Consider the following 25,256-nt stretch of genomic DNA (forward strand, 5'->3'; position numbering starts at 1 on the left):
CTGCTGGGCGGCAATGGTTGGCGCATGATTGGAAGTGGGGGGCGCGACCTCGAGGAAGTGATGGACTTCGATCCCGAGGAAGGGATCGCCAATCTCGAGGAGCATCTCGACCGGTTGAAGTCGCAGGCCGCATCGGCGGGCTTCCAGTTCGACCGCCACGCCGCCCGCAACGAGCTCCAGGCGGCGACCTTCGGGAAGACCACGGCCGGCAAGGCGCGGCTGCTGCTGTCGCCAAGCGGCGCGATCGCCATCGAACTGAAGACCTGCGGCTAAGCGGCGATCGGGAATCGAAGCAGCCGGTCGGCGATGGGAACGAGAGCGACGGCTTCGCCGCTGATCGCCCGAACGATCTCCGGGTGGCGAACGTCGAGGCCGCCGGTCAGCGATCCGAATGCCGGAAGAATCAGCTTGCGATCGGAGGCGACGAAGCAGCGGCGCGAAATCCGCCGCCCGTTCATGCTCAGCCGAAGCTTGGGGTGGAAATGGCCGGAGATTTCGGCGCGAACCTCGTCGGGTCGAGCCTCGTGGCGAAGGAGGATCGCGCCGATCTCGACTTCCTCGACGACGGTGCCGCCGCAATGATCGGCGAAGCTCGGGTCGTGGTTCCCGACGATCCAGGTCCAGTCGAGGCGGCTGGTGAGGTCGAGGAGAAGCTCGCGAGACTGGGCCGGGAGCCGGTCGCAGCCGAAGCGGTCGTGGAAGCTATCGCCGAGGCAATAGAGGCGGGTTGCGCCGGTCCGCTCGACTTCCGCCGATAGCGCCGTCAGGGTCGCATGGGAATCATAGGGTGGAAGAAGCTGCCCCAACCGCGCGAACCAGCTCGCTTTCTCCAGGTGCAGATCGGCCACGAGCAGCGCCTGACGCGCCTGCCAGAAAAGCGTGCCGGCAGCAGAGGGGACGAACGTTTCGCCTGCGAACGAAAGGGGAACCATCGCCAAGCTTTAGAGCGCTATTCCATGCTCCGATAGTGGTCTCGGAGCGAACGCGCATCGTGGAGCGCGTTGTGCGGCACTTTGCTGTTCGCCGCCGTGCTGAAATTGCTCAGCGGCAGAAGCCGGAAGGTGACGTCGCGAACGTCAATCATGTCCCCGGCGCCGGTGATCATCAGGTTGCAGAACTGGGCGATGTCCTCCGGCCAGTCGGCGATGATGACGGCCTCATCGTCGTGGCGAAGATAGCGCTCGACCGCGCCGGCGGCGTCGCTCCGGCTGAGGCGCGGACAGGTCAGCTGCTCGGGCACCGTGTCGAGATAGGGGACGACATGCCGCTGGACCCATTCGACGATCGGCTCGTCGGTAGCGAGCGTGACGTAGAGTTCTTCGCCGTCGTCGGGGACGAGCGCAAGGCTCAGGAGAGCGCCGCAATTCCCATTATATTCGGTGTCGAGGAAGTAGCGCACCTATCTCGGCTGCGCTGCCGAGCATTGGTCCGTGGCAAGCGCCGCGCCGTGCTGGCAGCGGTCCGCCATCGCGCGAGCCTCACGGCCCCTCTGCTCGTCGGCCTTGCGAAGCTCCCGCCCGGCCTTCTGGTCGGCTTCGGCCTGGCTGGTGGTTGCGAGATCGACGCCCTTGGAGGCGACCTTCACAGGAAGGGTGACCGCGCTGACCGCGGTGTCGACGACCGCCTTTGCAATGCAGCCGCCGAGCGCCGGCAGAAGGAGTAGGATAGCGAGCTTCTTCATCGCGGCGAAACTCGCAGATGCGAGTCAGCACCGCAATCGTTAATCGTCACAATTGCATAGCGGCATCGGCGAGCTGTTCCGCCTGCACGAGCAACGACTCATCGGCCTCCGCTCCGGACGGCAGGGCCTCGCGGCCGACGATCACCATCAACGGCACGGCCATCGGCGTGATCCGCTCCGCTTCGACGTGGACCATCGTCGCCGCCGCCCGGTCGACCAGGCGCACCAGGCGGCCGAGCTCCGTCATCCTCGCGCGGGCATCGTCCCAGGCGGCGCGGAGAAGCAGGTGCTGCGGCTCGTACTTGCGAAGAACGTCATAGATCAGGTCGGTCGAGAAGCTGACCTGGCGCCCCGTCTTGCGCCGGCCCGGATGCTGGCGCTCGACCAGTCCGCCGATCACCGCGACCTCGCGGAAGGCGGTCTTGAGCAAATAGCTGTTCTCGACCCATTCGATGAACTCGCGTTCGAGGATGTCGGGGGAGAATAGCGCTTTGGGGTCCGTGATCGGCTCGAGCCCGTAGCAGGCGAGCCCGTAGTCGTTGGCGACGAAGCCCATCGGCTTAAGCCCGGCACTTTCCATGCGGCGGGTGATCAGCATTCCCAGCGACTGGTGCGCGTTCCAGCCTTCGAAGCTGTAGGCGACCATGTAGTGCAGCTTCTCGTGCGGGAAGGTTTCGACCAGGAGCTCGTTCGGCTCCGGTGTCCGCGACCGTCGATCCTGCACTTCCAGCCATTCGCGGACGTCGTCGGGAAATCGGCGCCAGTCGTTGCGGTCGGCCAGCATCTCGCGGACCCGGTTGGCGAGGTGGGTGGACATGCTCATCCGCTGGCCGCCGTAAGTGACGATCCGCGCCGGCTTGGACGACGCATGGACGATGATGTCCGTGTCCTTGAACTGCTCGACCTCGAGGCTCAGCCCGCAGAAATAGAAGTGGTCGCCTGGGGCGAGCGTCGAGGCATAGCCTTCCTCGATCGTCCCGAGCTTGCGGCCGCCGCGGAACCGGACGGTTAGGAGCGGCTGCTCGACGATGACGCCGGCGTTTAGCCGGTGCTGCTGCGCGACCGGGGGGCGAGCCAGTCGCCACCGGCCGTCGGGATCCTGAACCAGCCGGCGGAAGCGGTCGTAGGCCTTGAGCGAATAGCCGCCGGTGGCGATGAAGCTCAGGACCTCCTCGAACGTCTCCTGCTTGAGGCCGGAGTATGGCGAAGCCGAGCGGATTTCGGCGAGTAGCTCATCGGGGTCGAACGGCTCGGCGCACGCGACCCCCAGGATGTGCTGGGCGAGCACGTCCAGGGTTCCGGGGCGGAAGATTTCGGGGTCGAGCTCGCCCGCTTCGATAGCGTCGAGCGCTGCGCGGCCTTCGAGATATTCGAAGCGGTTGCCGGGAACGAGGACTCCCTCGCTCGGCTCGTCGAGGCGGTGGTTGGCCCGGCCGATCCGCTGGAGGAGGCGCGAGCTGCCCTTGGGAGCGCCCATCTGGACAACCAGGTCGATGTCCCCCCAGTCGATTCCGAGGTCGAGGCTGGCGGTCGCCACGAGCCCGCGGAGCCGGCCGACTGCCATCGCCGCCTCAACCTTGCGGCGAGCCTCCAGCGCCAGGCTTCCGTGGTGGATCCCGATCGGAAGCGCATTGTCGTTCACCGCCCACAGATCCTGGAAGATGAGCTCGGCAAGGCTTCGCGTATTGCAGAAGACGAGCGTCATCTTGTGGCGCTCGATCAGCTCCATCACTTCGCGCGCGGCGTGCCGGCCGCTGTGGCCTCCCCACGGGATCTTGCTCTCCGGAATCAGGATTTCGAGGTGAGGCTCGGCGCCGGGCTCGCCCATCACCAGCTCGACGCGCGAGGCATCCCCGTTGGCCGCCAGCCAAGTCCGGTAGGCGTCGGGATCGGCTATCGTCGCCGACAGGCCGACTCGCCGGAGCTTCGGGCTGAGCGCCTGGAGCCGGGCCATGGAGAGCGACAGCAGGTCCCCGCGCTTCTCCCTCGCGAAAGCGTGGAGCTCGTCGATGACGATGGTCTTCAGGTTCGCGAACATCGTCGCGCTGTCGGGATAACTCAGGAGCAGGCTGAGGGATTCAGGCGTCGTCAGCAGGATCTGCGGCGGACGGACCCGCTGCCTTGCCTTGCGGTCGGAGGGCGTGTCGCCGCTGCGGGTTTCGACTCGAATGTCGACGCCCATTTCGCCGATCGGGCCCAGCAGGTTGCGCTGGACGTCGACGCCAAGCGCCTTCAGCGGCGAGACGTAGAGCGTGTGCAGGCCCTCGGCGGGATTCTCGGCGAGGTCGCAGATCGCCGGAAGGAAGCCGGCGAGAGTCTTTCCCGACCCGGTCGCGGCGACGAGCAATGCGTCACGCCCGCGGCCGGCAACCTCCAGCATTTCCAACTGGTGCCGACGCGGCCGCCAGCCTTTCGAGTCGAACCAGCTTTGGACGACTGGTGGAAGCGCGCTCAGAGGCCGTCGGTCCCCTCGCGGCGGCGCTCCTCTTCCTCGGCATAGCCAGCCTTGGTCGCGTCATAGGTGGTCTTGTCGGAGCCTTTCGAGCGCCGGAGGAAAACCAGCCAGATGAGCGCGAGCAGCAGCACCACGGGGAGGATGATGTCCATTACCCACCACCAGACTTTGTCCATGCTTCCTCCTTCTCGAACGGAACCGAGCGTCGTTGTCGGTTACTATAGCTCGCAATGGCGCGTTTGGGTTCCTGGATCGAGGTCTTTCCCGAGGGCATCTATGTGCGCCCCGCCGACGCCTGGGTCGATCCCTCGCAGCCCAAGCCGAGGGCGCTGATCACTCATGGCCATGGCGACCATGCGCGCGGCGGCCATGGGGGGGTGCTGTCCACGCCCGAAACGCTTGCGATCATGGGGCTCCGCTACGGCGTGCAGAACGGGCAGCCGTCAGCCTATGGCGAGACCGTCCGGGTGGGCGAAGTCGACGTAAGCTTCGTTCCCGCCGGTCACGTGCTCGGCTCGGCGCAAATTGTCCTGGAGTACAAGGGCGAAAAGATCGTTGTTTCGGGCGATTACAAGCGCCGCGAGGACCCGACCTGCCACGAGTTCGTGCCCGTCCCATGCGACGTGTTCATCACCGAAGCGACGTTCGGCCTGCCGGTGTTTCATCACCCTGACACCGGCGGCGAGATCGACCGGCTTCTCCACCGACTCCATTCGGACGAAAGCCGCTGCGTGCTGGTCGGCGCTTATGCGCTCGGCAAGGCGCAAAGGGTCATCGCCGAGCTGCGCCGAAGAGGGCACGAAGAACCGATCTACATCCACGGCGCGCTCGAGAAGATGTGCGCGCTCTATGAGGAGCATGGCGTTGCGCTCGGCGAACTTCGCCCGGCGACGGGTGCGACGAAGGACGAGCTTCGCGGCCGGATCGTCCTCGCTCCGCCCGGAGCGTTGAACGACCGCTGGTCGCGACGTCTCCCGGACCCGGTGACGGCGATGGCGTCAGGCTGGATGCGGATCCGCCAGCGCGCGCGGCAGGCGAACGTCGAGCTTCCGCTGGTCATCTCCGATCATGCCGACTGGGACGAGCTGACGTGCACGGTCCGGGAGCTGGAGCCCAATGAGGTGTGGATCACCCACGGCCGCGAGGAAGCGCTCAAGCATTGGTGCATGACCCACCAGATCAAGGCGTGCGAGCTTAATCTGGTGGGCTACGAGGATGAGGACGAGGACGACGGCTAGCCGCCGCTTCCCTCTTCCTTGATGACATCGAGCGGGCTGCCGGGGCTGCCGGCCTTGAGCGATTCAGGTGTGACGATGATGACGCTACCGGGCCTCAGCAGGGTCTTCAGGTCGCGACGGAATGCCAGAGGCGCGTCGAACCTTTGGCCCTCGCCCTCTCCCACTTCCATCCCACCGCCGGTCCCGGAGAATTGCAGCTTCTTCCAGCGGATCTCTTCATTGTCCGACGCCTCCAGGACATAGGCCATTCCGCCGTCCAGCGGCCCGTCCACGCGAACCGGCGCCGAGCCGATTTCGGCCCCGTCCTGCATGACGATCGCGCGCTGGTCGGCAGCGCTGATCACGACCGAGACCAACCCGCCCGATGAACGGCTGGGGTGCCATTGGAACCCGGCATTGGCGAGCTGCTGCGTGGATTCCGGACTTGCTTCCATGATGCCGGGAGTGGCGGAGTCGTGGGGCACGGCGGGTATGCTGGTGATGACGACGGTCATTCCGAGCTTCGTCGCGCCGAACAGAAGCTCGGAAAATTTGTGGGGAAGGCGAATGCAGCCGTGGGACGCGGGATAGCCCGGCAGCTTTCCCGCATGCAGGGCGATGCCCTTCCACGTCAGCCGTTGCATGTTCGGCATCGGCGCATTGTTGTAGGTGCTGGAGAAGTGCTTTGCGTTCTTCTGGAGGATGGTGAAGACGCCGGTCGGGGTTTCGTGCCCCTTGGAGCCGGTGGAGACGGTCGATGCCGCGATCGGAACGCCGTTGCGGAACAGGACGGCGCGTTGCGTTTCCAGATTCACGATCACGAGCCCAGGCCCTTCGGGGCTGAGCTCGGGCGCCCAGAGAAATTCGCCACTCTTCAGCTGCTGGGCGGCTTCGATGACCGGGCGTCCGTTCAGTGCAACTTGCTGGGCCAATGCCGGGCCGGAGCCGATCATGAGGGCGCCGAGGACGGGCGCGAGGATGAGCTGCTTCATCGGCCAAGCGTTGGTCCGCCGAGTGAAGGAAGTCAGTTGGGATAAATGCTGATGTCCGCTGGTTCGATAGCCAGTAGGGCAGCGGACCGCGTCCACTCCAGTGAAACCCCGATGTGACGAGGTGTGCATTCGCTTCAATGAAACGGCATGGCGCGAGCCCTGTCCCTCAATCGAAATGCAAAGCGCGCGGTGGCTGCCCTGGTGTTGGTCATCGTCGCGATGATCGCGCTCACGGCGTGGACATCGGTCGTGGCGTTGACGCCTGAATCGACGGTCGCCGAGCCGAGCGCTCACAGCGAAGATGAAATTGTTGATATTGGGGGCCACGCGCTCCTTCTCGAGCACGGATCGGCGGCGAACCGTATCGTCCACTGGCTTCATGCCGGATTGGGCAATTCCAGGGCTTTCGAGCTGGGCACCCGAACCTTCGCTGCTCATACCGCCACGCTGAGCCCCGAAGGGCTGCAAAGGGTCTCGGCGATCGCCGACATGATGACCCACGTGAAGGCGCTGGACGCGAGGATCTTTCTTGAAAGCGGAGTCACGGAGCCGGAACTGGAGCAGCCGAGGGCAATGCAGATACGCGGCACGCTGATCGCGGACGGCGTGAGCCCTGCGCGAATCGCGGTTTCCGAAGATCCCATTCGCGTCGAGGAGAGCTCGCCAAGGGATGCCGAGATCGTCGTCGTGCTTACTGCCTGAGCGCTTCAGTGCGCGGCGTCGGTGCGCTCCACGCCTGACTTTGCAAGCTGCTCGTCGAGCTGGGCGACTAGGCGATCGAGTGCGGCCTGGTCCTTCGCCTCCGCTCTCGCCACCAGCACGTCCTGAGTGTTCGACGCGCGCAGGAGCCACCAGCCGTCAGGCGTGTTGACGCGCGCTCCGTCGACGTCGTTGACGGTCGCGCCGTCCGACCGGAGGCGCTCCAGAACCTCGCGGACGACTGCGAACTTGCGGCTCTCATCGACCGGGAAGCGAAGCTCGGGCGTGGCGACGGACTTTGGCATTTCGTCCATCAGCTCGGTCAGGCTCCTGCCGGATTCCCCGACCGCCTCGATCATCCGGACAGCGGCGTAGAGCGCGTCGTCGAAGCCGTACCAGCGGTGCTTGAAGAAGATGTGGCCGCTCATCTCACCGGCGATCGGCGCGGCGGTTTCCTTCATCTTCGACTTGATCAGGCTGTGGCCGGTCTTCCACATCAAAGGCTCGCCGCCTAGCTCGGCGATCCGGTCGAACAGGATCTGGCTCGCCTTGACGTCGGCGATGATGGTCGAGCCCGGAAGCTCCTTCAGCACCGGCGCGGAAAGGATCATCAGCAGCTGGTCGCCCCAGATCGCCCGGCCGCTGGAATCGACCGCGCCGATCCGGTCGGCATCTCCGTCGAAGGCGAAGCCCATGTCGAGCTTATTGTCGCTCATCAGCGCTTTCAGGTCGGCTAGATTGGCCTCGACGGTGGGGTCCGGGTGGTGGTTGGGGAAGGTGCCGTCGATCCGGGAGTGGATCACGAAATGCTCGCCGGGCAGTTTCTTAACGAGCTTCTCGACGGCCGCTCCGGCTGCTCCGTTGCCCGGATCCCAGCCGACGCGATAGCCACGCCCACGGAAGCCCTGAACCAGCCGATCGACATAGGAGTCCAGCACGTCTGCATGCTCGGCCGTGCCGGTCCCGTCGCTCCAGGCGCCGGCGGCGGAGCGGCGGCCGAGCTCCTGGATCTCCTCGCCGAAGACTGACCGGCCGTTCAGGAGCATCTTGAAGCCGTTATATTCGGGCGGATTATGGCTTCCCGTGACCTGGATTCCACCCTGAACGCCTAGGACTTCGGTCGCGTAATAGAGCATCGGGCTCGGGCCGACGCCGATGCGCACCACGTTGAGACCGCTCTCCATCAGTCCGTCGACGAGCGCGCCTTCGAGTTCCGGCGAGTGGAGGCGGCCGTCGCGGCCGACCGCGATCGTCCTTGCGCCTTCGTCGCCGGCAAGTGAGCCGAAGCTTCGCCCAAGCGCCCAGGCGTCTTCCCTGGTGAGAGTCTTTCCGACGATTCCGCGAACGTCATATTCGCGAAGGATGGTGGGGTTGAATGCGTGGGTCATCGAGCTGCCTTACGCAGCGGCAGCGATATGGTTCAACCGGCGGCGGCCACCTTCTGCTGCTCGTCGACCCCCGGGATGCCGAGGCCGGAGACCATCTCGCGAAGCTCCTGCCGGGCCGTGATGTGGCCGATTCCGACCTCGCCCAATTGCCCGAGGTCGAGAAGCGTGAGCCCCTTGGGGAAGAGCTCCCGGTAAACGACACGCTCCCCAAGGCCCGGGATGACCCGGAAGCCGACCCTGCGCGCGAGCTCGTCGAGCGCTGCGCCGACGCGGCGAAGGTTGTGCGAGTCGATGTGCTGAAGTCGATTGCGCAGAACGACCCAGTCGACGCTCTTGCCGGTCGCCTTGGCGCGCTGGGTGCGGCTGTTCCAGATGAGCTCCGCGTAGAAGCTCGGCTTGGTGACCTTGAAATTTTCCGGATGCACCTGGCCGATCAGGTCGAGGTCGACGAAGCTGTCGTTCATCGGGGTGACGAGGGTGTCCGCCTTGAGGATCGCGGCGCGGGCCACCGGATCGTCGCGGCCGGGCGTGTCGATCACGATCACGTCGGCATCGGCCGACAGGCGGGCGAGCGCTTCGTCGAGCGAGGCTCCATCTTCGAGAACCTCGTAGCGCGCCTGCGGAAGCTCGGTCTCCAACCGCCGCATCGTCGAATCGCGGTTCTCGAGATAACGAGTCATCGTCCGCTGCCGGCTGTCGAGATCGAGAGCCGCGACGCGGCTGCCCATTGCCGCGAGAGCGATGGCGGTGTGGACCGCCGTCGTCGACTTGCCGGTGCCACCCTTTTCGTTGGCGAAGACGATGAAATGCGGCTGGCTCATGCCCGCCCCCTTGAATTCGATCCCTACCGCGCGGAGAAGCGCGGCCCCGAACGAGAGCTTACCGGAGGCGAATCCGCGGTGCAAACAATCCGTGACCAACGGCAGCTGGGAAGCGCCCTCGTCGCCCTGCGAGCCGGCGGGAAGCGAGTTGCGCTGGTGCCGACGATGGGCGCGCTCCATCCCGGCCACCTGTCGCTGGTCGCTGAAGCGAAGCGGCAGGCCGACCGGGTCGTCGCGACGATCTTCGTCAACCCGATGCAGTTCGGGGAGGGCGAGGACCTGGACCGCTATCCACGGCAGGAAAAAGAGGATGCGAAGGCGCTGGAGCAGGCAGGTTGCGACCTGCTGTGGGCGCCGACGCCCGAACAGATGTATCCGGCGGGATTCTCGACCAGGGTTTCGGTCGCCGGACTCACCACTCGTTGGGAAGGGGAGGCCAGGCCCGGCCATTTCGACGGGGTGACCACGGTCGTCGCCAAGCTGCTCAACGCCGTCCGACCCGAAGTCGCGCTGTTCGGCGAAAAGGATTTCCAGCAGCTTGCGGTGATCCGCAGGATGGTCGCCGATCTCGATATGGGCGCAGAGATCGTCGCGGTGCCGACCATGCGCGACGGGGACGGCCTCGCTCTGTCTTCGCGAAACGCATATCTGTCGCCCGACGAGCGGATACGGGCGACGACCTTGTCGAAAGCGCTCGAACAGGCAGCCGATTCGATCGAGCAGGGACAGCCGGTGAACGGCGCGATCCAGGACGCGAGGCGGGCGCTAAACGATGCCGGCTTCGCGCCTATCGATTATGTCGCATTGGTCGACGAAGCCAGCCTCGAACCGCTTCACTCGCCCGCCGGCCGAATGCGCCTGATCGCCGCAGCGACGATGGGAAAGACCCGCCTGATCGACAACGTTCCGGTCGACTCGCCACAACAAGGTTAACCGCGTTAACCATTTCTTCGGGAATGGACGCCGAAACTCCTCTCAACAGGGAAACAGGGGGAGTTTGCCAACATGGCGATCAGTCAGAAAGCGCAGGAATTCCTGATCCGCAGCCGCATTGCCGATGCGGAACGCGGTGACGTGGATGCGCTCTTCGAGCTCGGGATCACCTATTCGACGGGTCGCGGCGGGATGCAGGTCGACCTGGTCGAGGCGCACAAATGGTTCAACCTCGCCGCTTTGTCGGGATCGACCCGCGGGCAGGAGTGCAGGGCCGAGATCGCGGTCGAGATGACCGCCCGCGAGATCGCCGAGGCGCAGCGCCAGGCGCGAGCCTGGCTTGGTTCGACCCAGCAGCGCTACGCCGCGTAAATCCTATTCGACGGTCGTGACTACCCGCGGACCGGTGGCCACGATCGAAGTTCCGATCCGCACCGTGCCGGGGCGCTCCTTGCCCCAGCTGCTCGTCGAAATCCGTGGCGGGGCGACGCCCTGGGAAATCAGGAAATCGCGAACCGCATTGGCCCGCCGGTCACCGATCGCCAGCGCATAGTCGCGGCTGTCATTGGCTCCGCCATGACCCTCCAGGCGAACCCGTACAAAGGGATTGGCGAGAAGCCAGCGGGCCTGCGCGGCGAGACTAGCGGTCGCAATCGCATCGAGCGTTGCGCCATGCGCCGAGAAATAAACGGTGTCGCCGCCCGCCTTCATCACTAGGTCCGACTGGAGCATCGCCGGCGAACCCATCGGCGCCGGAGCCATGCCCGGAGGCGGCGCCGGCTGCGAGCGTCCGAGCGGGATGATCACGGGAAAGCGCACCTGCGCTTCGGCGACGGCGCTGCCCGAAAGCAGAGCGGCGGCGAGCAGGAGGAGTTTCGAGTGTCGCATCGGCCTATTCCTGCCTTTCCGCCCAGCTGGGATCGGACGCGCCCTGCGGCGTGAGGACGCTGCGAACCTCGCCGCCCGCTGCCGGCACCATCGCGAGCGCTGTCCGGCGGGTCGCGGGATCCTGCCGCTGGAACACGATCCGGCTGCCATCCGGGCTCCACGCCGGCTCTTCGTCGTTGGGGCCCCTGGTCACGATGCGCTCGTCCGAGCCGTCCACCGCCATCGATCCGACCGCCGACAGCGGCCCTTGCGACCGGGCGAAGGCGATCCGCTCGCCATCGGGGCTCCAGGCCGGTGAGCCATAGTCGCCGCCGCCGAAGCTGATCCGCCGCTGGTTCGATCCGTCGGAGTCCATCACATAGAGCTGCGGAGACCCGGAACGGTCGCTGATGAACACGATCCGGCTTCCGTCGGGCGAAAAACTGGGGCTGGTGTCGATCGCGGGCGAAGCGGTCAGGCGCTGGGGGCCGCCGCCCTCCACGGGCACCGCATAGATGTCGGCGTTGGCGTTGAGCGAAATCGTCAGCGCGATCCGCTGCCCATCGGGCGAGAATGCTGGCGCGAAGCTGACCGATCCGGGGGGAAGCAGAGGCCGGTCGGCGCTGTTCGAGACATCGGCGATCCGTACCTGCGGCGCTCCGCCGCTCAGGCTGACATAGGCGATTCGGTCCGCCTTCGGCGACCAGCGCGGGGTGAGGACAGTCACCTGCTCGTCGGTGAGGAAGATGTGGTTGGCGCCGTCGAAATCCATCATCGCAAGCCGCTTGGTCGGCGATTCAGGACGGCCGCTTTCGGCGATATAGGCAATCCGGCTGTCGAACTGCGGCGTCTTGCCCGACGCCTTCACGTAGGCCGCGTCGGCGCAGCGATGCGCGGCCCTGCGCCATTCGTTCGGGGAGACGGCGAAACCCTGCCGTGCAAGCTCACGGCCCGTTTGAACGTCATAGACATAGCAGCCAACCGTCAGCCGCCCGTCGTCGCGAGCGTTGACGAAGCCCGACAGGAGCAGCTTCGCATGGACCGAGCGCCACTGCGAATAAGCCGGCGCGGTCACTTCCGGATAGGAGGGAATTCGCACCTTGCTCACGTCGGCGACGATGAAGGCATCGGTCGACTTCAAGTCGGCGATGATCAAATCCGAAATCTGGTTGGCCAGCCCCCAGGTCGTCGTTCCCGCGTCGGTGTCGACGTTCTTCGCGGTCGCGAGCGGCGGGATTGCGATCACCGTGGCGGTCGGCGCGGCATTCTGGGCCTCGGCAGCGGTGCCGGCCAAAATCAGAAGCGGAAGCAGAAGCGCGGTCCTCGAGAAGCTGATGGTCATTTCCCCATGTCTGCAATCTGCCGGAAGCGTTCGACCCATTCGATCGGCTGGCGCTGCGGCCGCTGGTCGGAGGTCAGGAACGCGGCCGTAACCGTGGCGTCCGCCAATATTTCAGCCTTGCGCATGACTGTCTGCTGAATCGTGACGGAGACCGCCCGCACCTGCTCGACCGTGCTGACCACGACGAGATCGTCGTAGAGATAGCCGGGCTTGCGATATTTGATCGCGACTTCGGCGACCGCATAGGTCCGGCCGCTGGACCGTAGCTCGGCTGCAAGGTCGATGTCGCAAGCTCGGATCATGTCCGACCGCGCCCGCTCCATGAATTTCAGGTAGTTGGCGTAATAGACGATGCCGGCGGTGTCGGTGTCCTCGAAATAGACGGTCAGGGCAAAGCGATGCTGGCCGCCTACAAAGCCGCCGCGATAGGGCCGGTCGAATTCGCTGGTCACCGGCGGCGCTGTAGCGAGCCGGGACTCGCATGGTCAAACGCGGTCAATGCGCCGGTCGGGACGCTGCTTTGGATCGAGACGCAAGCTCGCCGATCTCGCGGACGAGGTCGCCGAGGCCTGCGGACAGGTCGGCCAGGTGCATTCCCCAACCGGGAAGGAAGAGCCCGCGCACTCCAACCTCGCCGGGGATGCGATCGGTTCGCTTGCTCCCGGCCGACTTCACCGTTCGAAGCGAGAGATACCCTCGGCGCCCGTCGTTCACGCAGCGGGCCTCCACCAGCCCTTCAGTACGCACATAGGCCGTCGGCGCCGCGCCTTCGCTCGACCATGCGATGGGTCCGCCAAGCACCGGATAGGAGGATTTCGTGTTCCAATAGCCGTCCAGCGGCTCCCATTTCGTGGAGCCCGGGTTCGCAGGATTGGTGCAGGCCACCGTCATCCCAGGCGGTGCCCAGCCGAACATCGCGGATTCGGGTGGCTGGCTGCCTTCGCGATAGCTGGTCCAGGTCATCACGCAGCCGGTCTGGCCCGATCGGCTGCACAAAGGCGTCGACTTGAAGGTGCCGCCGACCAGCTTTCCCTGGGGCACAAAGACGTTGAATCCGGGAATGATCGCCCGAACCAGCTGCTTGGCGACCGGCTTGCCCTCGATCTCGCGCTTGATCAGCTCCTGGATCAACAGCGATCCCTGGCTGTGGCCGATCAGAACGAACGGGCGGCCCTTGTTGTGTTGCGTGAGATAGGTGCGCCACGCGTTCGCGACGTCGGAATAGGCAAGCTCGCCCGCCTTGCGGACGTCGCCGCCGGCCATTGCGACGCCCACAGCTCCCAGCGTCATCTGCCGATAGATCGGGACGAAGGTTCGACAGACCGACGAGAAGCGGGCGAACTGCGATTGCGTCGCGCCGATCTCTTCGCTCGGCTTGAGGTCGCTGTTGACCCCCTGGTCGGCCGAAACGGTCGGATAGACGTAGAAGCAGTCGACCGCCGGCTTTTCCGCGACGCTGCTCTTGCCGGTGGAGCCGTAACCGTTGGCGTTGAGAGCGGTCGTGGCGATCGGGGTCGAGCAGGTGTCCTTTCGCCCGGGAAGGCATATCCAGTTGCGCTCCAGCCCATAGTTCACCGCGGCCGGCTGAGCCTGCGCCGGCTGTCCGGGAGCAAGTGCCGCAAGCAGGCTTCCGAAAAAATTGCCGATCACTTGGGTCCACTCTCCACGTCGAACAGGCCGGTCTGGCCGCCCTTGGGTGCTGGCAGCCCGAGATGGGCGTAGCCGCGGCCGTTGAGGCAGCGTCCTCGTGCAGTCCGGGCGATTAGGCCGAGCTGAATGAGGAACGGCTCGATGACGTCCTCGATCGTGTCGCGCGGTTCGCTCAAGCCCGCGGCGAGAGTCTCGATCCCCACCGGTCCTCCGCCGTAGAGGTCGGCAATCATCGTCAGGTAGCGACGGTCCATCGCGTCGAGGCCGAGCGCGTCGATCTCGAGGCGTGATAGCGCAGCGTCGGCGACTTTCGCATCCACGGTGTCCGATCCCGCGGCATGGGCGAAGTCACGGACCCGGCGAAGGAGTCGGCCCGAGATCCGCGGAGTGCCGCGCGACCTCTTGGCGATTTCCTGCGCGCCGTCGTCGGTGACGTCGGCTCCGAGCAGCCGGGCGGCTCGGCGTACGACCTGTTCCAGCTCCTCGACCGAATAGAAGTTGAGCCGGACCGGGATCCCGAAGCGGTCCCGAAGCGGAGTCGTCAGCAAGCCCTGCCGGGTCGTCGCTCCGATCAAAGTGAAGCGCGGAAGGTCGATCCGAACCGAGCGGGCGGACGGACCTTCGCCGATCATCAGGTCGAGAGCCCGATCCTCCATCGCCGGATAGAGCACTTCCTCGACCGCGGGATTGAGCCGGTGGATCTCGTCGATGAACAGCACGTCGCCGTCCTCGAGGTTCGTAAGCAAGGCCGCGAGGTCGCCGGACTTGGCGATCACCGGGCCGGAAGTGGCCCGGAATCCCACGCCCATCTCGCGGGCAAGGATCCCGGCAAGAGTCGTCTTTCCGAGGCCCGGCGGGCCGTGGAGAAGCACATGGTCGAGCGCTTCGCCGCGCGCCTTGGCCGCATGGACGAAGACCCGGAGGTTCTCCCGCGCCGCCTTCTGGCCGATGAACTCGTCGAGGGTCTTCGGGCGGAGCGCGGTGTCCGCGTCCTCGCTCGTTCGCTCTGGGCTGGTGATCCGCGCGGGGTCGGTTGCCATCCACGCCTGATTCGCAGATGCATTGGCTCTCGACAAGAAGCACGAGCGATGGGGGCAAAGCGATGCAGGTCGACCGACGCACGATGATGGCCGGGGCGGTGGCGACGATCGTCGCTGCGCCGGTGCTTGCGAAAGCGCGAATGGCCAGCTCGGGCGGCTGGTACGACCGTGCAATCGTCATCGACGCCCTGGGCGGGCTCGGCGATCCTTACGGGCCGGATGATGCCATTCGGCTGAGCGACCGCGCCTGGGCCGAGATGGCCGCCAGCGGGGTGACGGTGCTGCGCGACACGGTGATGCCCGTCGGCAACGTCCCCGATCCGTGGGCCGCTTATCAGAAGGACATGGGGATCAAGCAGCAGGTCCTTGCCGCCAACCCCGACCGGCTGATTCTCGTCCGCACGGCCGCCGACATCCTCAAGGCGAAGCGCGAGAAGAAGTTCGGCGTCGTGATCGGGACGCAGGACACGTCGATGATCGGCGGCGATCTCGACCGTCTGGCGCAGATGAAGAAGGACGGCGTGATGACCGTCCAATTGACCTACAATAACGGCAACCTCGCCGGCGACGGCTCGCTGGAACCGCGAAACGGCGGCCTTACGAAGCTGGGCAAGGCGACGATCGACCGGATCGAAAAGGAACGGCTGCTTCTCGACCTGTCGCATGGCGGCGCGCGGACGATGGCGGAAGCCGCTGCCTATGCGAAGCGGCCGCTGGTCATCAGCCACACGGGCGCCCGGGCGCTCGCCGACCACCCGCGCAACACGTCGGACGAGACGATCAAGGCGGTTGCCGACAAGGGCGGCGTCGTCGGCGTCTATTTCATGCCGTTCTTGACGCTCGACAGTCATCCCAAGGGATCGGACCTGGTCGCGCACATCGAGCATGTGGCGAATGTCGCGGGCGAGGATCATGTCGGCCTGGGCAGCGACAATGGCGTGCTGCCGCAGGATACGGGTCCCGAGGCGACGCGGAAGCTCAACGAATGGGCGAAGCAGCGGATGGACGCGGGTATCGCGGCGCCGGGCGAGGGGCTGAACGTCTGGCCGATGGTCGCCGATTACAACAGCGTGGACCGGTACCGCCGCCTCGCGTCCGACTTGCAGAAACGTGGCTGGACCGAGGCTCGGCTCGACAAGCTGTTCGGCGGCAATTTCCTGCGCGTCTATCGCGACGCGTGGAACGGCTGAGCTATTTCGCTGCTTTCCGCAGGGCTAGCCGGACAAGTGCGTCGAGGGTCGCGTCCGCGCCGAGTTCATCCTGAGCAGCGTTGACGGCGGCGCTCGCGTCGGCCGGCTTGAAGCCGAGGTTGGCGAGGGCCGAGAGGGCGTCCGCGGCGGCACCTGCGCGCGGGGCCGGCGCTCCTCCGCCGAGGCCGACGGGCCCAAGCTTTCCCTTAAGCTCGTTGGCGATGCGCGCGGCTAGCTTGGGGCCGACGCCATTGGCGCGACCGATCATCGCCTTGTCCTCCTGGGCGACCGCCCGGGCCAGCTCGTCGGGCGAGAGCGCCGACAGGATCGCCAGCGCGACCTTGCCGCCGACCCCCTGGACGCTGGTGAGGGTTCGAAATGTGTCGCGTTCGGCCGCAGTGCCGAAGCCGAACAAGGTCCAGGCATCCTCGCGCACCTGAAGCTCGGTCAGGATCAGGACGTCGCCGCCAACCGGCCCGAGCGCGTCGAGAGTCCGCGCCGACGCGTGCACCTGATAGCCGACCCCACCCACGTCGATCACCGCAGTATCGGCGCCGATTTCGGCCAAGGTTCCGGACAGGCGGGCGATCATCCGGTCAACGCGTAATGCCCGCCCGCTTGCTCGCCAAGTGGTGGGCGTGCGTGATTGCGACTGCGAGCGCGTCGGCGGCGTCGGGGCCGGCGATGCTGGCACCGGGAAGAAGCCGGCCGACCATCGCGTGAACCTGCGCTTTTTCCGCTCCGCCGGTGCCGACAACGGCCTTCTTGACGATGCTCGGAGAATATTCCCCGACGGCGATTCCGGAGCGCGCGGCGCACATCAATGCGACTCCGCGCGCCTGGCCGAGCTTTAGCGTCGATTGCGGGTTCTTGTTGACGAAGACTTCCTCGACCGCGGCCGCATCCGGCCGGTACTCGGCGAGGAGCGCCTCGAGCTGGGCGGCGAGGTTGGCGAGGCGTTCGGGCAGCGGTGTTGACGCATTCGTCTTGAGCTGGCCGTTGGCGAGATGGGAAAGGCGATTGCCTTCCGCGCGGATCAGCCCCCAGCCGGTGGTTCCAAGCCCGGGGTCAAGTCCGAGGATGATCAGCCGAGCTTCTCCAGCTCCTCGTCGGGGACTTTCTCATTGCCCCAGACGGTCTGCACGTCGTCGTCCTCGTCGAGCGAATCCATCAGCTTCAAAAGCTGCTGGGCGTCCTCGCCGCGGACCTCGACCTCGGTTTGCGGCTTCCACGCGAGCTTGATGCTCTCCGCTTCGCCAAGCATGCCTTCCAGCGCCTTGGCGACGCTGTGCAGGTCGTCGACGCTGGTCCAGACGCGATGGCCGTCATCGTCGGACTCGACGTCCTCCGCGCCGCCCTCGATCGCGGCCTCAAGCACCTTGTCGGCGTCGCCGGTGCTCGCCGGATATTCGATCAGGCCCAGCCGTTCGAAGCCGTGGCTGACGGAGCCCGACGCGCCCAGGTTGCCGCCGTTCTTCGAGAAGATGGTGCGGACGTTCGTCGCGGTCCGGTTGCGGTTGTCGGTCAGCGCCTCGACAATCAGCGCGACCCCTCCTGGGCCGAACCCTTCGTAGCGGATTTCCTCGTAATTCTCGGCGTCGTTGCCCGACGCTTTTTCGATCGCGCGCTGGATATTGTCCTTGGGCATCGACTGGGCGCGGGCAGCGATGACGGCGGCCCTGAGACGCGCATTCGCTTCCGGATCGGGCAGGCCCATCTTCGCGGCGACGGTGATTTCGCGCGACAGCTTCGAGAACATCGCCGAGCGCTTTTTGTCCTGAGCGCCCTTGCGGTACATGATGTTCTTATATTTGGAGTGCCCCGCCATCGCCGTTCCTTAGCTTAGCAGCCGATGGCCGTGCGATAGGTTTCGAGGATCGCGTCCTGCTCCTGCCGCGTATGCGTTTCCATCTTCCTCAGGCGAACGACCATCCGCATGATCCGGGGATCATAGCCGTTGGCCTTGGCTTCGGAATAGACGTCGCGGATGTCGTCCGCGATTGCCTTCTTTTCTTCCTCGAGCCGCTCGATGCGCTCGATGAACAGCCGCAGCTGATCGGCTGCGACGGTGCCGTCCGCCATTTGATACTCCGCTGGTTTCAGATTCGCCCAAGCGTCTAGGCGAGGCGGAGCAGACGCTCAAGCCGGTTGAACCGGAACTTCCAGCCGCTATTGCCGCTCCTCACAGGCCACGGAAGGACCGGATGAGCGACGCCCTGAAGCCGCGACTGCGAAAGGTGAAGATCCTGGCGACTCTCGGCCCGGCATCGAGCAGCGCTTCGATGATCCGCCGGCTGATGCTCGCCGGAGTGGACGCGTTCCGGATCAACATGAGCCACGGAACGCACGCGCAGAAGGCCAAGCTGGTCGAGGCGATACGCGGGCTTGAAAAGGAATTTCACCGGGCGACGACGATCTTGTTCGACCTTCAGGGGCCAAAGCTCCGGGTCGGCAATTTCGAGGGCGGATCCGCCGAGCTCGTCAAGGGCGACCGGTTCATCCTCGACCGCGACCGCAAGGTTGGCGGCTCGGGACGAGTCGAGCTTCCCCATCCCGAATTGTTCGAAGCGATCGGCAAGGGCGACCGGGTGCTGGTCGACGACGGCAAGATCCGCCTGAAGGTGATCGAGGCCCAGGACCGGCAGATCACCGCCGAGGTTATGGTGGGCGGCACCATCTCCGACCACAAGGGCGTGAACGTTCCGGACGTGGTCGTTCCGATCCCGGCGCTCACCGACAAGGACAAGGCCGACCTTCAGTTCGCGCTCGAGCAGAAGGCCGACTGGATCGCTTTGTCGTTCGTGCAGCGGCCTGAAGACGTTGCCGAGGCTCGCGAGCTGATCGGCGAGAAAGCATCGCTGATGGCCAAGATCGAAAAGCCGGCGGCGATCGATCGACTGAACGACATCATCGAGCTTTCCGACGGGGTCATGGTCGCGCGCGGCGACCTTGGAGTCGAGCTTCCGCCGGAAGACGTTCCGCCGCTCCAGAACAAGATCGTCGCCGCCGCCCGGCAGTTCGGCAAGCCGGTGGTGGTCGCGACGCAGATGCTCGAATCGATGGTCAGCTCGCCGACGCCCACGCGGGCCGAGGTCAGCGACGTCGCGACCGCGATCTACGACGGTGCCGATGCGGTCATGTTGTCGGCGGAGAGTGCGACTGGCCAATATCCGTGCGAAGCGGTTCAGATGATGGACCGCATCGCGCAGAGCGTGGAGAGCGATCCCGTCTATCCGGCGCGGGTCCATTTCACGAAGACTCACCTTGAGCCGACCACCGCCGATGCGCTTGCGGGGTCGGCGCGGCAGATCGCCAACACCGTCTCGGCGCGGGCGATGGTCTGCTACACCAGCTCCGGATCGACCGCGCGGCGGATCGCTCGCGAACGGCCCGCGGTCCCACTGCTCGCGATGACCTCCTCGCAAGTGACCGCGCGGCGGCTTGGGCTATTGTGGGGCGTGCATGCGGTCCGAACCCGCGACGTCGAAAACTTCGAGGAGATGGTCGCCAAGGGGAAGCGAATGGCGCTTCGCCACCATATCGCCAAAGGCGGCGAGCGGCTGGTGCTGATGGCCGGAGTTCCGTTCGGAATTTCCGGATCGACCAACGTGATCCATGTCGTCCGGCTGGTCGGCGACGAGCTCGAACGGCACGAGGCCGCCAAGTCCTAGCGGGCGAGAAGCGCCGGGATTTCGTCGGCCAGCTCGCGAGCGAGAAAGCCGACCGGCCCGATCTTCGCCGACAGCATTTCACCGGCCTCGCCGTGAAGAAGGACGGCCCACAGCAGGGCTGTCAACGGGTCGGCTCCGCGAGCGAGAAGGGCTCCTGCGACACCTGCCAGCGCGTCTCCGCTGCCTGCCACTCCGAGCCCGGGCGCTCCGCCGCGATAGACGAAGCTGTCGCCTTGGGGGGAGGCGATATGGCTCACTGCGCCCTTGGCCAGGACGAATCCGCCGAAGCGCTCGGCGGCCTTGTGGGCGGCGGCAACGGGATCGCTTTCAACCTCGTCCTCGGAGGTATCAAGGAGCGCGGCCAGCTCACCCGAGTGGGGCAAGAGGAGCAGCGGCCCCTTCGAATTGCGGCATTCTTCGGCGATCGACGGGAGGCCGTGAAGCAGGCCGGCGTCGAGTACGGCGGGCTTTGCCGATTGGACCACGATCGTGGCGATCTCCGTCGCGACTTTGCCCTCCCGCATTCCCGGCCCGGCCAGGATCGCATCGGCGCGCTCCACTTCCTCGCGCACCTTGTCGAGGCAGGAGCGGGCGCAGCCGCCGTCCTTGTCCTCGGCGAGCGGAACGATCAGCGCCTCGACCATGTGCAGCGCCATCGCCGGAGCGACGCTTTCGACGGTCGCAATTCGCACTTTCCCGGCGCCGCTGCGGAACGCCGCGCGAGCGCAGAGCAAAGCCGAACCTGGCACCTCGCGGCTCCCCGCGATGATCAGCAGCCGTCCGTGATCGTCCTTCCCGCCGTCGGAGTGAGCCGGCAGCGCGCGATCTTTGAGCATCGCGCGGTTAAGCTCGATCTCGCTCATCGCGTGCCGGTCACCTGGTCGGGCTCGCTGGTTGCCGGGGCCTTCTCCGCCTCCACCGGCGCTGGGTAGTTCCACATCGCCAGCATCGGCGCGCAGAGTCCCTCCTCGTCCTGCTCGAAATCGTAGCTGCAGATCCCGCAATTGAGGATTTCCGACTCGCGGTCGATCTTGAGGATCTCCTGCTCCTCCAGGCCTTCGAGGATGTAGCGGAAGCACAGGACGACGACCTGGTGGCAGATGACCAGAACGCGGCGGTCGGAATAATGAAGGTTGATCGTGTTGAGCATCGACCGAAGCCGGAGGATGACGTCGGCCCAGCTCTCTCCGCCGGGCGGCCGATGGTAGAATTTGCCGAGCATCGCGCGGTGCGCCGCCTCGGTTGGATAGCGGGCGCGAATCCCCGCGGTTGTCAGGCGGTCGAACACTCCGAACTCGCGCTCGCGAAGCCGCTCGTCGCTGACCGGCCGCTGCGGCCCCCCGGAAAGGGCGCCCGCCTCGCAGATGATCTTCGCCGTCTCGCGAGTCCGCGAATAGGGCGAGCAAAGGATGACTTCGGGACGCTCCTCAGGCGGAAGCGACGCGAACCAGTCTCCCGCTGCCCTGGCCTGGCGGCGGCCAAGGTCGGACAAGGGGACATCGACGTCGCGCACGTCGATCGCGATTTCGTGCTGGCCGGACTCGTCGGCGAGGTCGCGCGCGACATTGCCCTGGCTTTGCCCGTGCCGGACAAGCCACATCTTCGCCGGCCAATGTTGCCGCTGTTTCATGGTGGAAGAAACCGTGAGCTGTCCCAAATGTTCAAGAATGCGAAGACCACTGCTAGCGGGCGCATTGGTCGGAGCGAATGGCTATTACTGAAACTCGGTTCACCAGCTTGTTCCAGGCGGGGTTCGAATGCTCGTCGCACCGGCGGCGGGACGGCGTGCGGCTGGACCTGATCCGGGCGACGGGCCACGACAAGCACGTGCTGGCGGATTACCGGCGCTGCAGCGAGTTCGGCTTGCGCACCGTGCGCGACGGGCTCCGATGGCACCTGATCGAAAAGACCCCCGGGAAGTACGACTGGTCGAGCTGGATGCCTGCGGTCGAAGCGGCTGAAGAAGTGGGGATCGAGGTCATCTGGGACCTGTTCCATTACGGCTCGCCGGATCACGTCGACCAGGGCGGTGCCGACTTCCCAAAGCGCTTCACCGATTTCGCGATGGCCGCGCTGGAACAGCGAGCCACCGTGACTGACGGGCCGCCGCGAGTGTGTCCGCTAAACGAGATCAACTTCCTCACCTGGGCGGTGAACGAAGGCTATTTCCCGCGCGCCGGGCCGGTAAAGCCCGGCTGGTTCAAGCACCAGCTGGTCGCGACTGCGATCAGTGCGTCGCGGGCAATCAAGAAGCGCTGGCCGGACTCGATCATCATCGGCGCCGAGCCGCTGATCCACGTTGCCCCGCACAACCGCCGTCCCGCCACCGTCCGCGCGGCCAAGGAGAACCTCGGAGGCATGTACCAGGCTTACGACTGGATCCTGGGCATGGCCGAACCGCAGCTCGGCGGCGATCCGTCGCTGATCGACGTCATCGGGGTCAATTACTACCCGCACAACCAGTGGTATTTCAAAGGCCCGACGATCCCGATGGGCCATCATGAATACCGGCCGCTTTCGGACATGCTCGTCGACATGGCCAAGCGCTACGGCAAGCCGCTGACGATATCTGAAACGGGAGCTGAAGGCTCGGGACGCCCTGCGTGGCTTCACTACATCTGCGACGAAGTCCGTGAGGCACAGCGGCGCGGAACGCGGATCGAAGGTATCTGCCTTTACCCGATCACCGCTTATCCCGGCTGGGACAACAGCCGCCATTGCGACGTCGGGCTGTTTTCCACGATCGTCGCCAACGGCGAGCGCCACGTTTACCAGCCACTCGCCGACGAGTTGGAAAGGCAGAGGAAGCTGTTCAGCGAAGCTAGGTCTTCGGCACCGGCCTGATCATTGGGCCTCTATGTTCTGCCGCTCGCCGCTCTGCTTTTCCCACTGCGCCGCATATTTGCGAATTTCATCGAGCTGGATCCGCCCCCAATCGCGGCCGTATGCACCCGGTTCGACATTCTGCGGCTGGTCCAGCGTCTTCTGCCAGCGCCGCAACTCCTCCACGTAAGGATCGTATGGCTGCCGCTCGAAGCCGTCCTTGTCCTTGACGTCGTAGACGCCGATCTGCGCCCATTCGCCGCTCCACCAATCCGGCATGTCCACGAAGGGGAACAGGCAGACCCCTTGCAGGTCGATGCCGCAATTCAACGCCTTCAGGCATTCCTCGACGGTCATCTGCAGCCACTCGGCGCGGTTGTCCTTGAAGCCGCTGGTTTCGCCGATGATGATCGGGCGTCGATAGCGGTCCCATGCGCGCTTGAGCATCTCGCTTAGCGGCTCCCTGCGCGGATCGCGCGGGCCCAGGATCTCACGGCTCTTGTCGGCCTTCAGCTGGACCTGGCTGTAGTGGTAGACATTGACGCCGACGATATCGAGGATCTCGGGCGATCCGCCCAGTTCTGGAGCCAGCCGCCCGCACAGCATGTCCCAGGCCTCGAAGGTCCTGTCCTGCTCCTCGTGGCGCGCCTCGTCGGCCAGGTCGGGCCGGTCGGCAGGCGGCACGGCGTGAACGAGCGGGTCGACGTGAACAATCCGAGCACCGCGTTCGACCTCGCGGATCGCCTTCACCGCTTCGATGTCCATTCGGCACAAGGCGCGCTTGAGTTCGGCTTCCCGCCCCTTGGCGAATGGGTACATCCACTCCAGATCGGTCGCTGCCGCCGAGAAGAAGCTGATTTCGTTGACCGGAGTGAAGAAATAGGGCGGCTCGGCACTACTCGTGACGATCTCCGCGGCCGCCCGGCAATAATCGACGAACCGCTTCCGGCACTCGTCGGAGAACGGATCGCAGCCATCCGGAAGGCCGTAATGGAAGAGGTCCCAGATCGGCGTGATCTGGAATTCGGTCGCTGCGTCCTGGACCTCCTTCACCTGCGACCAATCATAGCGGCCGTTGCCGAGGTCGACCTGCGGCCATCGGATGCCTTCGCGGACGACTCCGATGCCAAGGTCCATTGCGTCGGCGAAGTCGCGCTTCAATTGGCGGTCGTGCCCCGTCGCCGCGACGAAGTCCTTTCGCTGGCGGTCTTTCCACACGAAGGTCGAGCATTCGAACCCGCCCATGAAGAAGGTCGGGAAAATCGCGGCCCGTGGCTCGGCTTTGTCGTCGGCCATCGCTGCTCCTCGCTGGCGAACGCGACTGTCCGCAGGGGGACGAACCCCCGTGCGCAACGGTTGTTCAGAGCAAGGAGACGAAAAGCGGCGTGCCGCGGCCGCGCAACCGCTACGTTGCCGGCGCTTTCCTCGGCTTTCCGGAAGGGGTGCCGATGTGCGGCCAGCCGTCGCGCCATTCGATCGGATCGATGAGGAGGATCCGGCGGCTGTTGATTTCGTCCTCCTGCCTTTGGCGCGGCCGGTCGCGGTCGATCGCGTGGTACAGCATCCACAGTTGCCCCGCCTTGTCTTCGACGACGCAATTATGACCGGGCGCGAGCCAGCGGCCGTTCTTGTGGAGCATCAGGCTGTGGGGAACGCCCTTGGCCTGCTCGAGGGTCTCGAACGGCCCCGTCGCGCTCTTGGAGCGTGCGACCATCACTCCGTACTCGGCGTCGGGGCCGCAGCAATTGTCGCCCGAGTAGAAGAGATAATAATGCTCGTCGTGACGGATCACCCAGGCCGCTTCCACAAGCCTTGGAAATGCGCCCTGCACCGGGTTGGGCCAGACGAGATCGACGGGCTCGCTGCCGGTCGCAAACGACATCCGATCCGCAGCCAGTTCCTGCACCTTGATCGGCTGGAATCCGGAGCCCCAGTATAGCAGGCGCTTGCCCGTCGCCGGATCGTCGAACGCCATCGGATCGATATATTCAAACCCTGCCCCCAGAAGCAGCGGCATGCCCATATCGACGAACGGCCCGGCCGGACTGTCGGACGTGGCGATCGCGAGCGCGTGGCCGCGCTCATGCACGTGGCAGAAATCCGGCGTCGCCGAATAATACATGAAGTAGGTCGACCCGTCGCAGATCACGCTGGGCGCCCAGAAGTCCTGGGTCTCCTGGGCCCATTCGGGCTTCTCGGGCAGAGCGTCGCCAAGTTGCTCCCAGCGGACCAGGTCGTGCGACCTGGCGACCTGGATGTTGATCCATTGGCCGTCGCGAAGCGTCTGCGTCGCATAGGAGTACCAATAGCCGTCCGGCGCACGGATCACGGCCGGATCGGGGAAGTCCGTATCCAGGATCGGATTGGTGTAGGTCTGTTCTTGCGAGGCGAAGCCGCCGCGGGCCGCCGAACCGCCGCTCGCATCGGCTGGAGCGTCGGCAGAATCGAATGAATCATGCATGGCGCCGCATATGGTCGCCGCAGGAG

Annotated in this window: 29 protein-coding genes; 8 read left to right on the plus strand and 21 right to left on the minus strand. The window is 65.6% G+C overall.

Going from position 1 to position 25,256, the window contains the following annotated elements; translation table 11 throughout:
• The first annotated feature begins 24 nt into the window (after positions 1 to 24).
• On the plus strand, positions 25 to 273 hold the full coding sequence (locus tag LZ519_RS09790) for an aminotransferase class IV (RefSeq protein WP_249868487.1): 249 nt from the start codon (positions 25 to 27) through the stop codon (positions 271 to 273).
• Here LZ519_RS09790 and pdeM read toward each other — a convergent pair.
• Genes pdeM through LZ519_RS09815 form a run of 5 tightly spaced genes read right to left on the minus strand, consistent with a single transcriptional unit; the run spans position 270 to position 4,312 of the window.
• Positions 270 to 932 carry a ligase-associated DNA damage response endonuclease PdeM gene (pdeM, locus tag LZ519_RS09795; protein WP_249868488.1) on the minus strand — a complete coding sequence of 221 codons (663 nt, stop codon included), beginning with the start codon at positions 930 to 932 and terminating at the stop codon, positions 270 to 272. The genes LZ519_RS09790 and pdeM overlap by 4 nt on opposite strands.
• Before the next feature lie 17 nt (positions 933 to 949).
• Positions 950 to 1,399: a 3'-5' exonuclease family protein gene (locus tag LZ519_RS09800; protein ID WP_249868489.1), complete on the minus strand. Its 450-nt coding sequence runs from the start codon at positions 1,397 to 1,399 to the stop codon at positions 950 to 952.
• Positions 1,400 to 1,681 carry a hypothetical protein gene (locus LZ519_RS09805; RefSeq protein ID WP_249868490.1) on the minus strand — a complete coding sequence of 94 codons (282 nt, stop codon included), beginning with the start codon at positions 1,679 to 1,681 and terminating at the stop codon, positions 1,400 to 1,402. It abuts the gene before it with no gap.
• Positions 1,682 to 1,727: 46 nt separating this feature from the next.
• Positions 1,728 to 4,136: a ligase-associated DNA damage response DEXH box helicase gene (locus LZ519_RS09810; protein ID WP_283937499.1), complete on the minus strand. Its 2,409-nt coding sequence runs from the start codon at positions 4,134 to 4,136 to the stop codon at positions 1,728 to 1,730.
• Positions 4,133 to 4,312, minus strand: a complete 180-nt coding sequence (locus LZ519_RS09815; RefSeq protein ID WP_249868492.1) for a hypothetical protein — start codon at positions 4,310 to 4,312, stop codon at positions 4,133 to 4,135. The genes LZ519_RS09810 and LZ519_RS09815 overlap by 4 nt, the downstream gene beginning before the upstream one ends.
• Positions 4,313 to 4,366: 54 nt before the next feature.
• On the opposite strand from LZ519_RS09815, the gene LZ519_RS09820 reads away from it, so the two are divergent.
• Positions 4,367 to 5,374: a ligase-associated DNA damage response exonuclease gene (locus LZ519_RS09820; RefSeq protein ID WP_249868493.1), complete on the plus strand. Its 1,008-nt coding sequence runs from the start codon at positions 4,367 to 4,369 to the stop codon at positions 5,372 to 5,374.
• Here the strand turns inward: LZ519_RS09820 and LZ519_RS09825 are convergent.
• Positions 5,371 to 6,345 carry a L,D-transpeptidase family protein gene (locus LZ519_RS09825; protein ID WP_249868494.1) on the minus strand — a complete coding sequence of 325 codons (975 nt, stop codon included), beginning with the start codon at positions 6,343 to 6,345 and terminating at the stop codon, positions 5,371 to 5,373. The genes LZ519_RS09820 and LZ519_RS09825 overlap by 4 nt on opposite strands.
• 147 nt (positions 6,346 to 6,492) lie before the next feature.
• On the opposite strand from LZ519_RS09825, the gene LZ519_RS09830 reads away from it, so the two are divergent.
• On the plus strand, positions 6,493 to 7,047 hold the full coding sequence (locus tag LZ519_RS09830; RefSeq protein ID WP_249868495.1) for a hypothetical protein: 555 nt from the start codon (positions 6,493 to 6,495) through the stop codon (positions 7,045 to 7,047).
• Between the two features lie 5 nt (positions 7,048 to 7,052).
• Here the strand turns inward: LZ519_RS09830 and pgmG are convergent, their stop codons facing one another.
• Together pgmG and LZ519_RS09840 are read right to left on the minus strand one after the other, a co-directional pair.
• Positions 7,053 to 8,432, minus strand: a complete 1,380-nt coding sequence (pgmG, locus tag LZ519_RS09835; protein WP_249868496.1) for a phosphoglucomutase/phosphomannomutase PgmG — start codon at positions 8,430 to 8,432, stop codon at positions 7,053 to 7,055.
• 32 nt (positions 8,433 to 8,464) lie between these two features.
• Positions 8,465 to 9,253 carry a division plane positioning ATPase MipZ gene (locus tag LZ519_RS09840; RefSeq protein ID WP_249868497.1) on the minus strand — a complete coding sequence of 263 codons (789 nt, stop codon included), beginning with the start codon at positions 9,251 to 9,253 and terminating at the stop codon, positions 8,465 to 8,467.
• Positions 9,254 to 9,331: 78 nt separating this feature from the next.
• Here LZ519_RS09840 and panC point away from each other — a divergent pair, with 78 nt between their 5' ends.
• Complete coding sequence (panC, locus tag LZ519_RS09845) at positions 9,332 to 10,186, plus strand: pantoate--beta-alanine ligase (RefSeq protein ID WP_249868498.1); 855 nt, start codon at positions 9,332 to 9,334, stop codon at positions 10,184 to 10,186.
• Positions 10,187 to 10,258: 72 nt separating this feature from the next.
• The gene (locus LZ519_RS09850) at positions 10,259 to 10,558 is read left to right on the plus strand and encodes an SEL1-like repeat protein (RefSeq protein ID WP_249868499.1); all 300 of its coding nucleotides are present in this window, start codon (positions 10,259 to 10,261) and stop codon (positions 10,556 to 10,558) included.
• 3 nt (positions 10,559 to 10,561) lie between these two features.
• Here LZ519_RS09850 and LZ519_RS09855 read toward each other — a convergent pair whose 3' ends face one another.
• Genes LZ519_RS09855 through ruvB form a run of 5 tightly spaced genes read right to left on the minus strand, consistent with a single transcriptional unit; the run spans position 10,562 to position 15,085 of the window.
• Positions 10,562 to 11,074, minus strand: a complete 513-nt coding sequence (locus LZ519_RS09855) for an OmpA family protein (RefSeq protein ID WP_249868500.1) — start codon at positions 11,072 to 11,074, stop codon at positions 10,562 to 10,564.
• A gap of 4 nt (positions 11,075 to 11,078) precedes the next feature.
• Complete coding sequence (gene tolB / locus LZ519_RS09860) at positions 11,079 to 12,395, minus strand: Tol-Pal system beta propeller repeat protein TolB (RefSeq protein WP_249868501.1); 1,317 nt, start codon at positions 12,393 to 12,395, stop codon at positions 11,079 to 11,081.
• Entirely contained in the window at positions 12,392 to 12,847 is a 456-nt protein-coding gene (locus LZ519_RS09865; RefSeq protein ID WP_249868502.1) for a YbgC/FadM family acyl-CoA thioesterase, read from the minus strand. Before LZ519_RS09865 ends, tolB begins: the two co-directional genes overlap by 4 nt.
• A gap of 43 nt (positions 12,848 to 12,890) precedes the next feature.
• Positions 12,891 to 14,045, minus strand: a complete 1,155-nt coding sequence (locus LZ519_RS09870) for a DUF3089 domain-containing protein (RefSeq protein ID WP_249868503.1) — start codon at positions 14,043 to 14,045, stop codon at positions 12,891 to 12,893.
• Positions 14,042 to 15,085: a Holliday junction branch migration DNA helicase RuvB gene (ruvB, locus tag LZ519_RS09875; RefSeq protein WP_249868504.1), complete on the minus strand. Its 1,044-nt coding sequence runs from the start codon at positions 15,083 to 15,085 to the stop codon at positions 14,042 to 14,044. Before ruvB ends, LZ519_RS09870 begins: the two co-directional genes overlap by 4 nt.
• Positions 15,086 to 15,147: 62 nt before the next feature.
• Between ruvB and LZ519_RS09880 the strand changes: the two genes are divergently transcribed.
• Positions 15,148 to 16,275 carry a dipeptidase gene (locus tag LZ519_RS09880; RefSeq protein WP_249868505.1) on the plus strand — a complete coding sequence of 376 codons (1,128 nt, stop codon included), beginning with the start codon at positions 15,148 to 15,150 and terminating at the stop codon, positions 16,273 to 16,275.
• Between the two features lies 1 nt (position 16,276).
• On the opposite strand, the gene ruvA is transcribed toward LZ519_RS09880, so the two are convergent.
• The 4 genes from ruvA to LZ519_RS09900 are packed head-to-tail and all read right to left on the minus strand — an operon-like array spanning position 16,277 to position 18,357.
• Positions 16,277 to 16,867 carry a Holliday junction branch migration protein RuvA gene (gene ruvA / locus LZ519_RS09885; RefSeq protein WP_249868506.1) on the minus strand — a complete coding sequence of 197 codons (591 nt, stop codon included), beginning with the start codon at positions 16,865 to 16,867 and terminating at the stop codon, positions 16,277 to 16,279.
• Between the two features lie 4 nt (positions 16,868 to 16,871).
• Entirely contained in the window at positions 16,872 to 17,363 is a 492-nt protein-coding gene (gene ruvC / locus LZ519_RS09890; RefSeq protein ID WP_249868917.1) for a crossover junction endodeoxyribonuclease RuvC, read from the minus strand.
• Complete coding sequence (locus LZ519_RS09895; RefSeq protein ID WP_249868507.1) at positions 17,360 to 18,103, minus strand: YebC/PmpR family DNA-binding transcriptional regulator; 744 nt, start codon at positions 18,101 to 18,103, stop codon at positions 17,360 to 17,362. The genes ruvC and LZ519_RS09895 overlap by 4 nt, the downstream gene beginning before the upstream one ends.
• 14 nt (positions 18,104 to 18,117) lie before the next feature.
• Complete coding sequence (locus LZ519_RS09900) at positions 18,118 to 18,357, minus strand: DUF2312 domain-containing protein (protein ID WP_249868508.1); 240 nt, start codon at positions 18,355 to 18,357, stop codon at positions 18,118 to 18,120.
• Between the two features lie 122 nt (positions 18,358 to 18,479).
• Here LZ519_RS09900 and pyk point away from each other — a divergent pair, with 122 nt between their 5' ends.
• Positions 18,480 to 19,946, plus strand: coding sequence for a pyruvate kinase (gene pyk / locus LZ519_RS09905; RefSeq protein WP_249868509.1), 1,467 nt, complete (start codon positions 18,480 to 18,482; stop codon positions 19,944 to 19,946).
• On the opposite strand, the gene LZ519_RS09910 is transcribed toward pyk, so the two are convergent.
• Positions 19,943 to 20,809 carry an NAD(P)H-hydrate dehydratase gene (locus tag LZ519_RS09910; protein WP_249868510.1) on the minus strand — a complete coding sequence of 289 codons (867 nt, stop codon included), beginning with the start codon at positions 20,807 to 20,809 and terminating at the stop codon, positions 19,943 to 19,945. The genes pyk and LZ519_RS09910 overlap by 4 nt on opposite strands.
• Entirely contained in the window at positions 20,806 to 21,576 is a 771-nt protein-coding gene (locus LZ519_RS09915; protein ID WP_249868511.1) for a histidine phosphatase family protein, read from the minus strand. Before LZ519_RS09915 ends, LZ519_RS09910 begins: the two co-directional genes overlap by 4 nt.
• Before the next feature lie 77 nt (positions 21,577 to 21,653).
• Here LZ519_RS09915 and LZ519_RS09920 point away from each other — a divergent pair, with 77 nt between their 5' ends.
• Positions 21,654 to 22,790 (plus strand): glycoside hydrolase family 1 protein, encoded by a 1,137-nt coding sequence (locus tag LZ519_RS09920; protein ID WP_249868512.1) that lies wholly within the window; start codon positions 21,654 to 21,656, stop codon positions 22,788 to 22,790.
• Here the strand turns inward: LZ519_RS09920 and LZ519_RS09925 are convergent, their stop codons facing one another.
• Both LZ519_RS09925 and LZ519_RS09930 read right to left on the minus strand, forming a co-directional pair.
• A complete protein-coding gene (locus LZ519_RS09925; protein WP_249868513.1) occupies positions 22,791 to 24,065 on the minus strand; it encodes a glycoside hydrolase family 1 protein in 1,275 nt (424 codons plus the stop codon).
• Between the two features lie 109 nt (positions 24,066 to 24,174).
• Complete coding sequence (locus tag LZ519_RS09930) at positions 24,175 to 25,230, minus strand: glycoside hydrolase family 43 protein (protein ID WP_249868514.1); 1,056 nt, start codon at positions 25,228 to 25,230, stop codon at positions 24,175 to 24,177.
• Positions 25,231 to 25,256: the final 26 nt, after the last annotated feature.

Origin of the sequence: Sphingomonas anseongensis (genome assembly GCF_023516495.1) — a bacterium.
GTDB classification, from domain to species: Bacteria; Pseudomonadota; Alphaproteobacteria; order Sphingomonadales; family Sphingomonadaceae; genus Sphingomicrobium; species Sphingomicrobium anseongensis.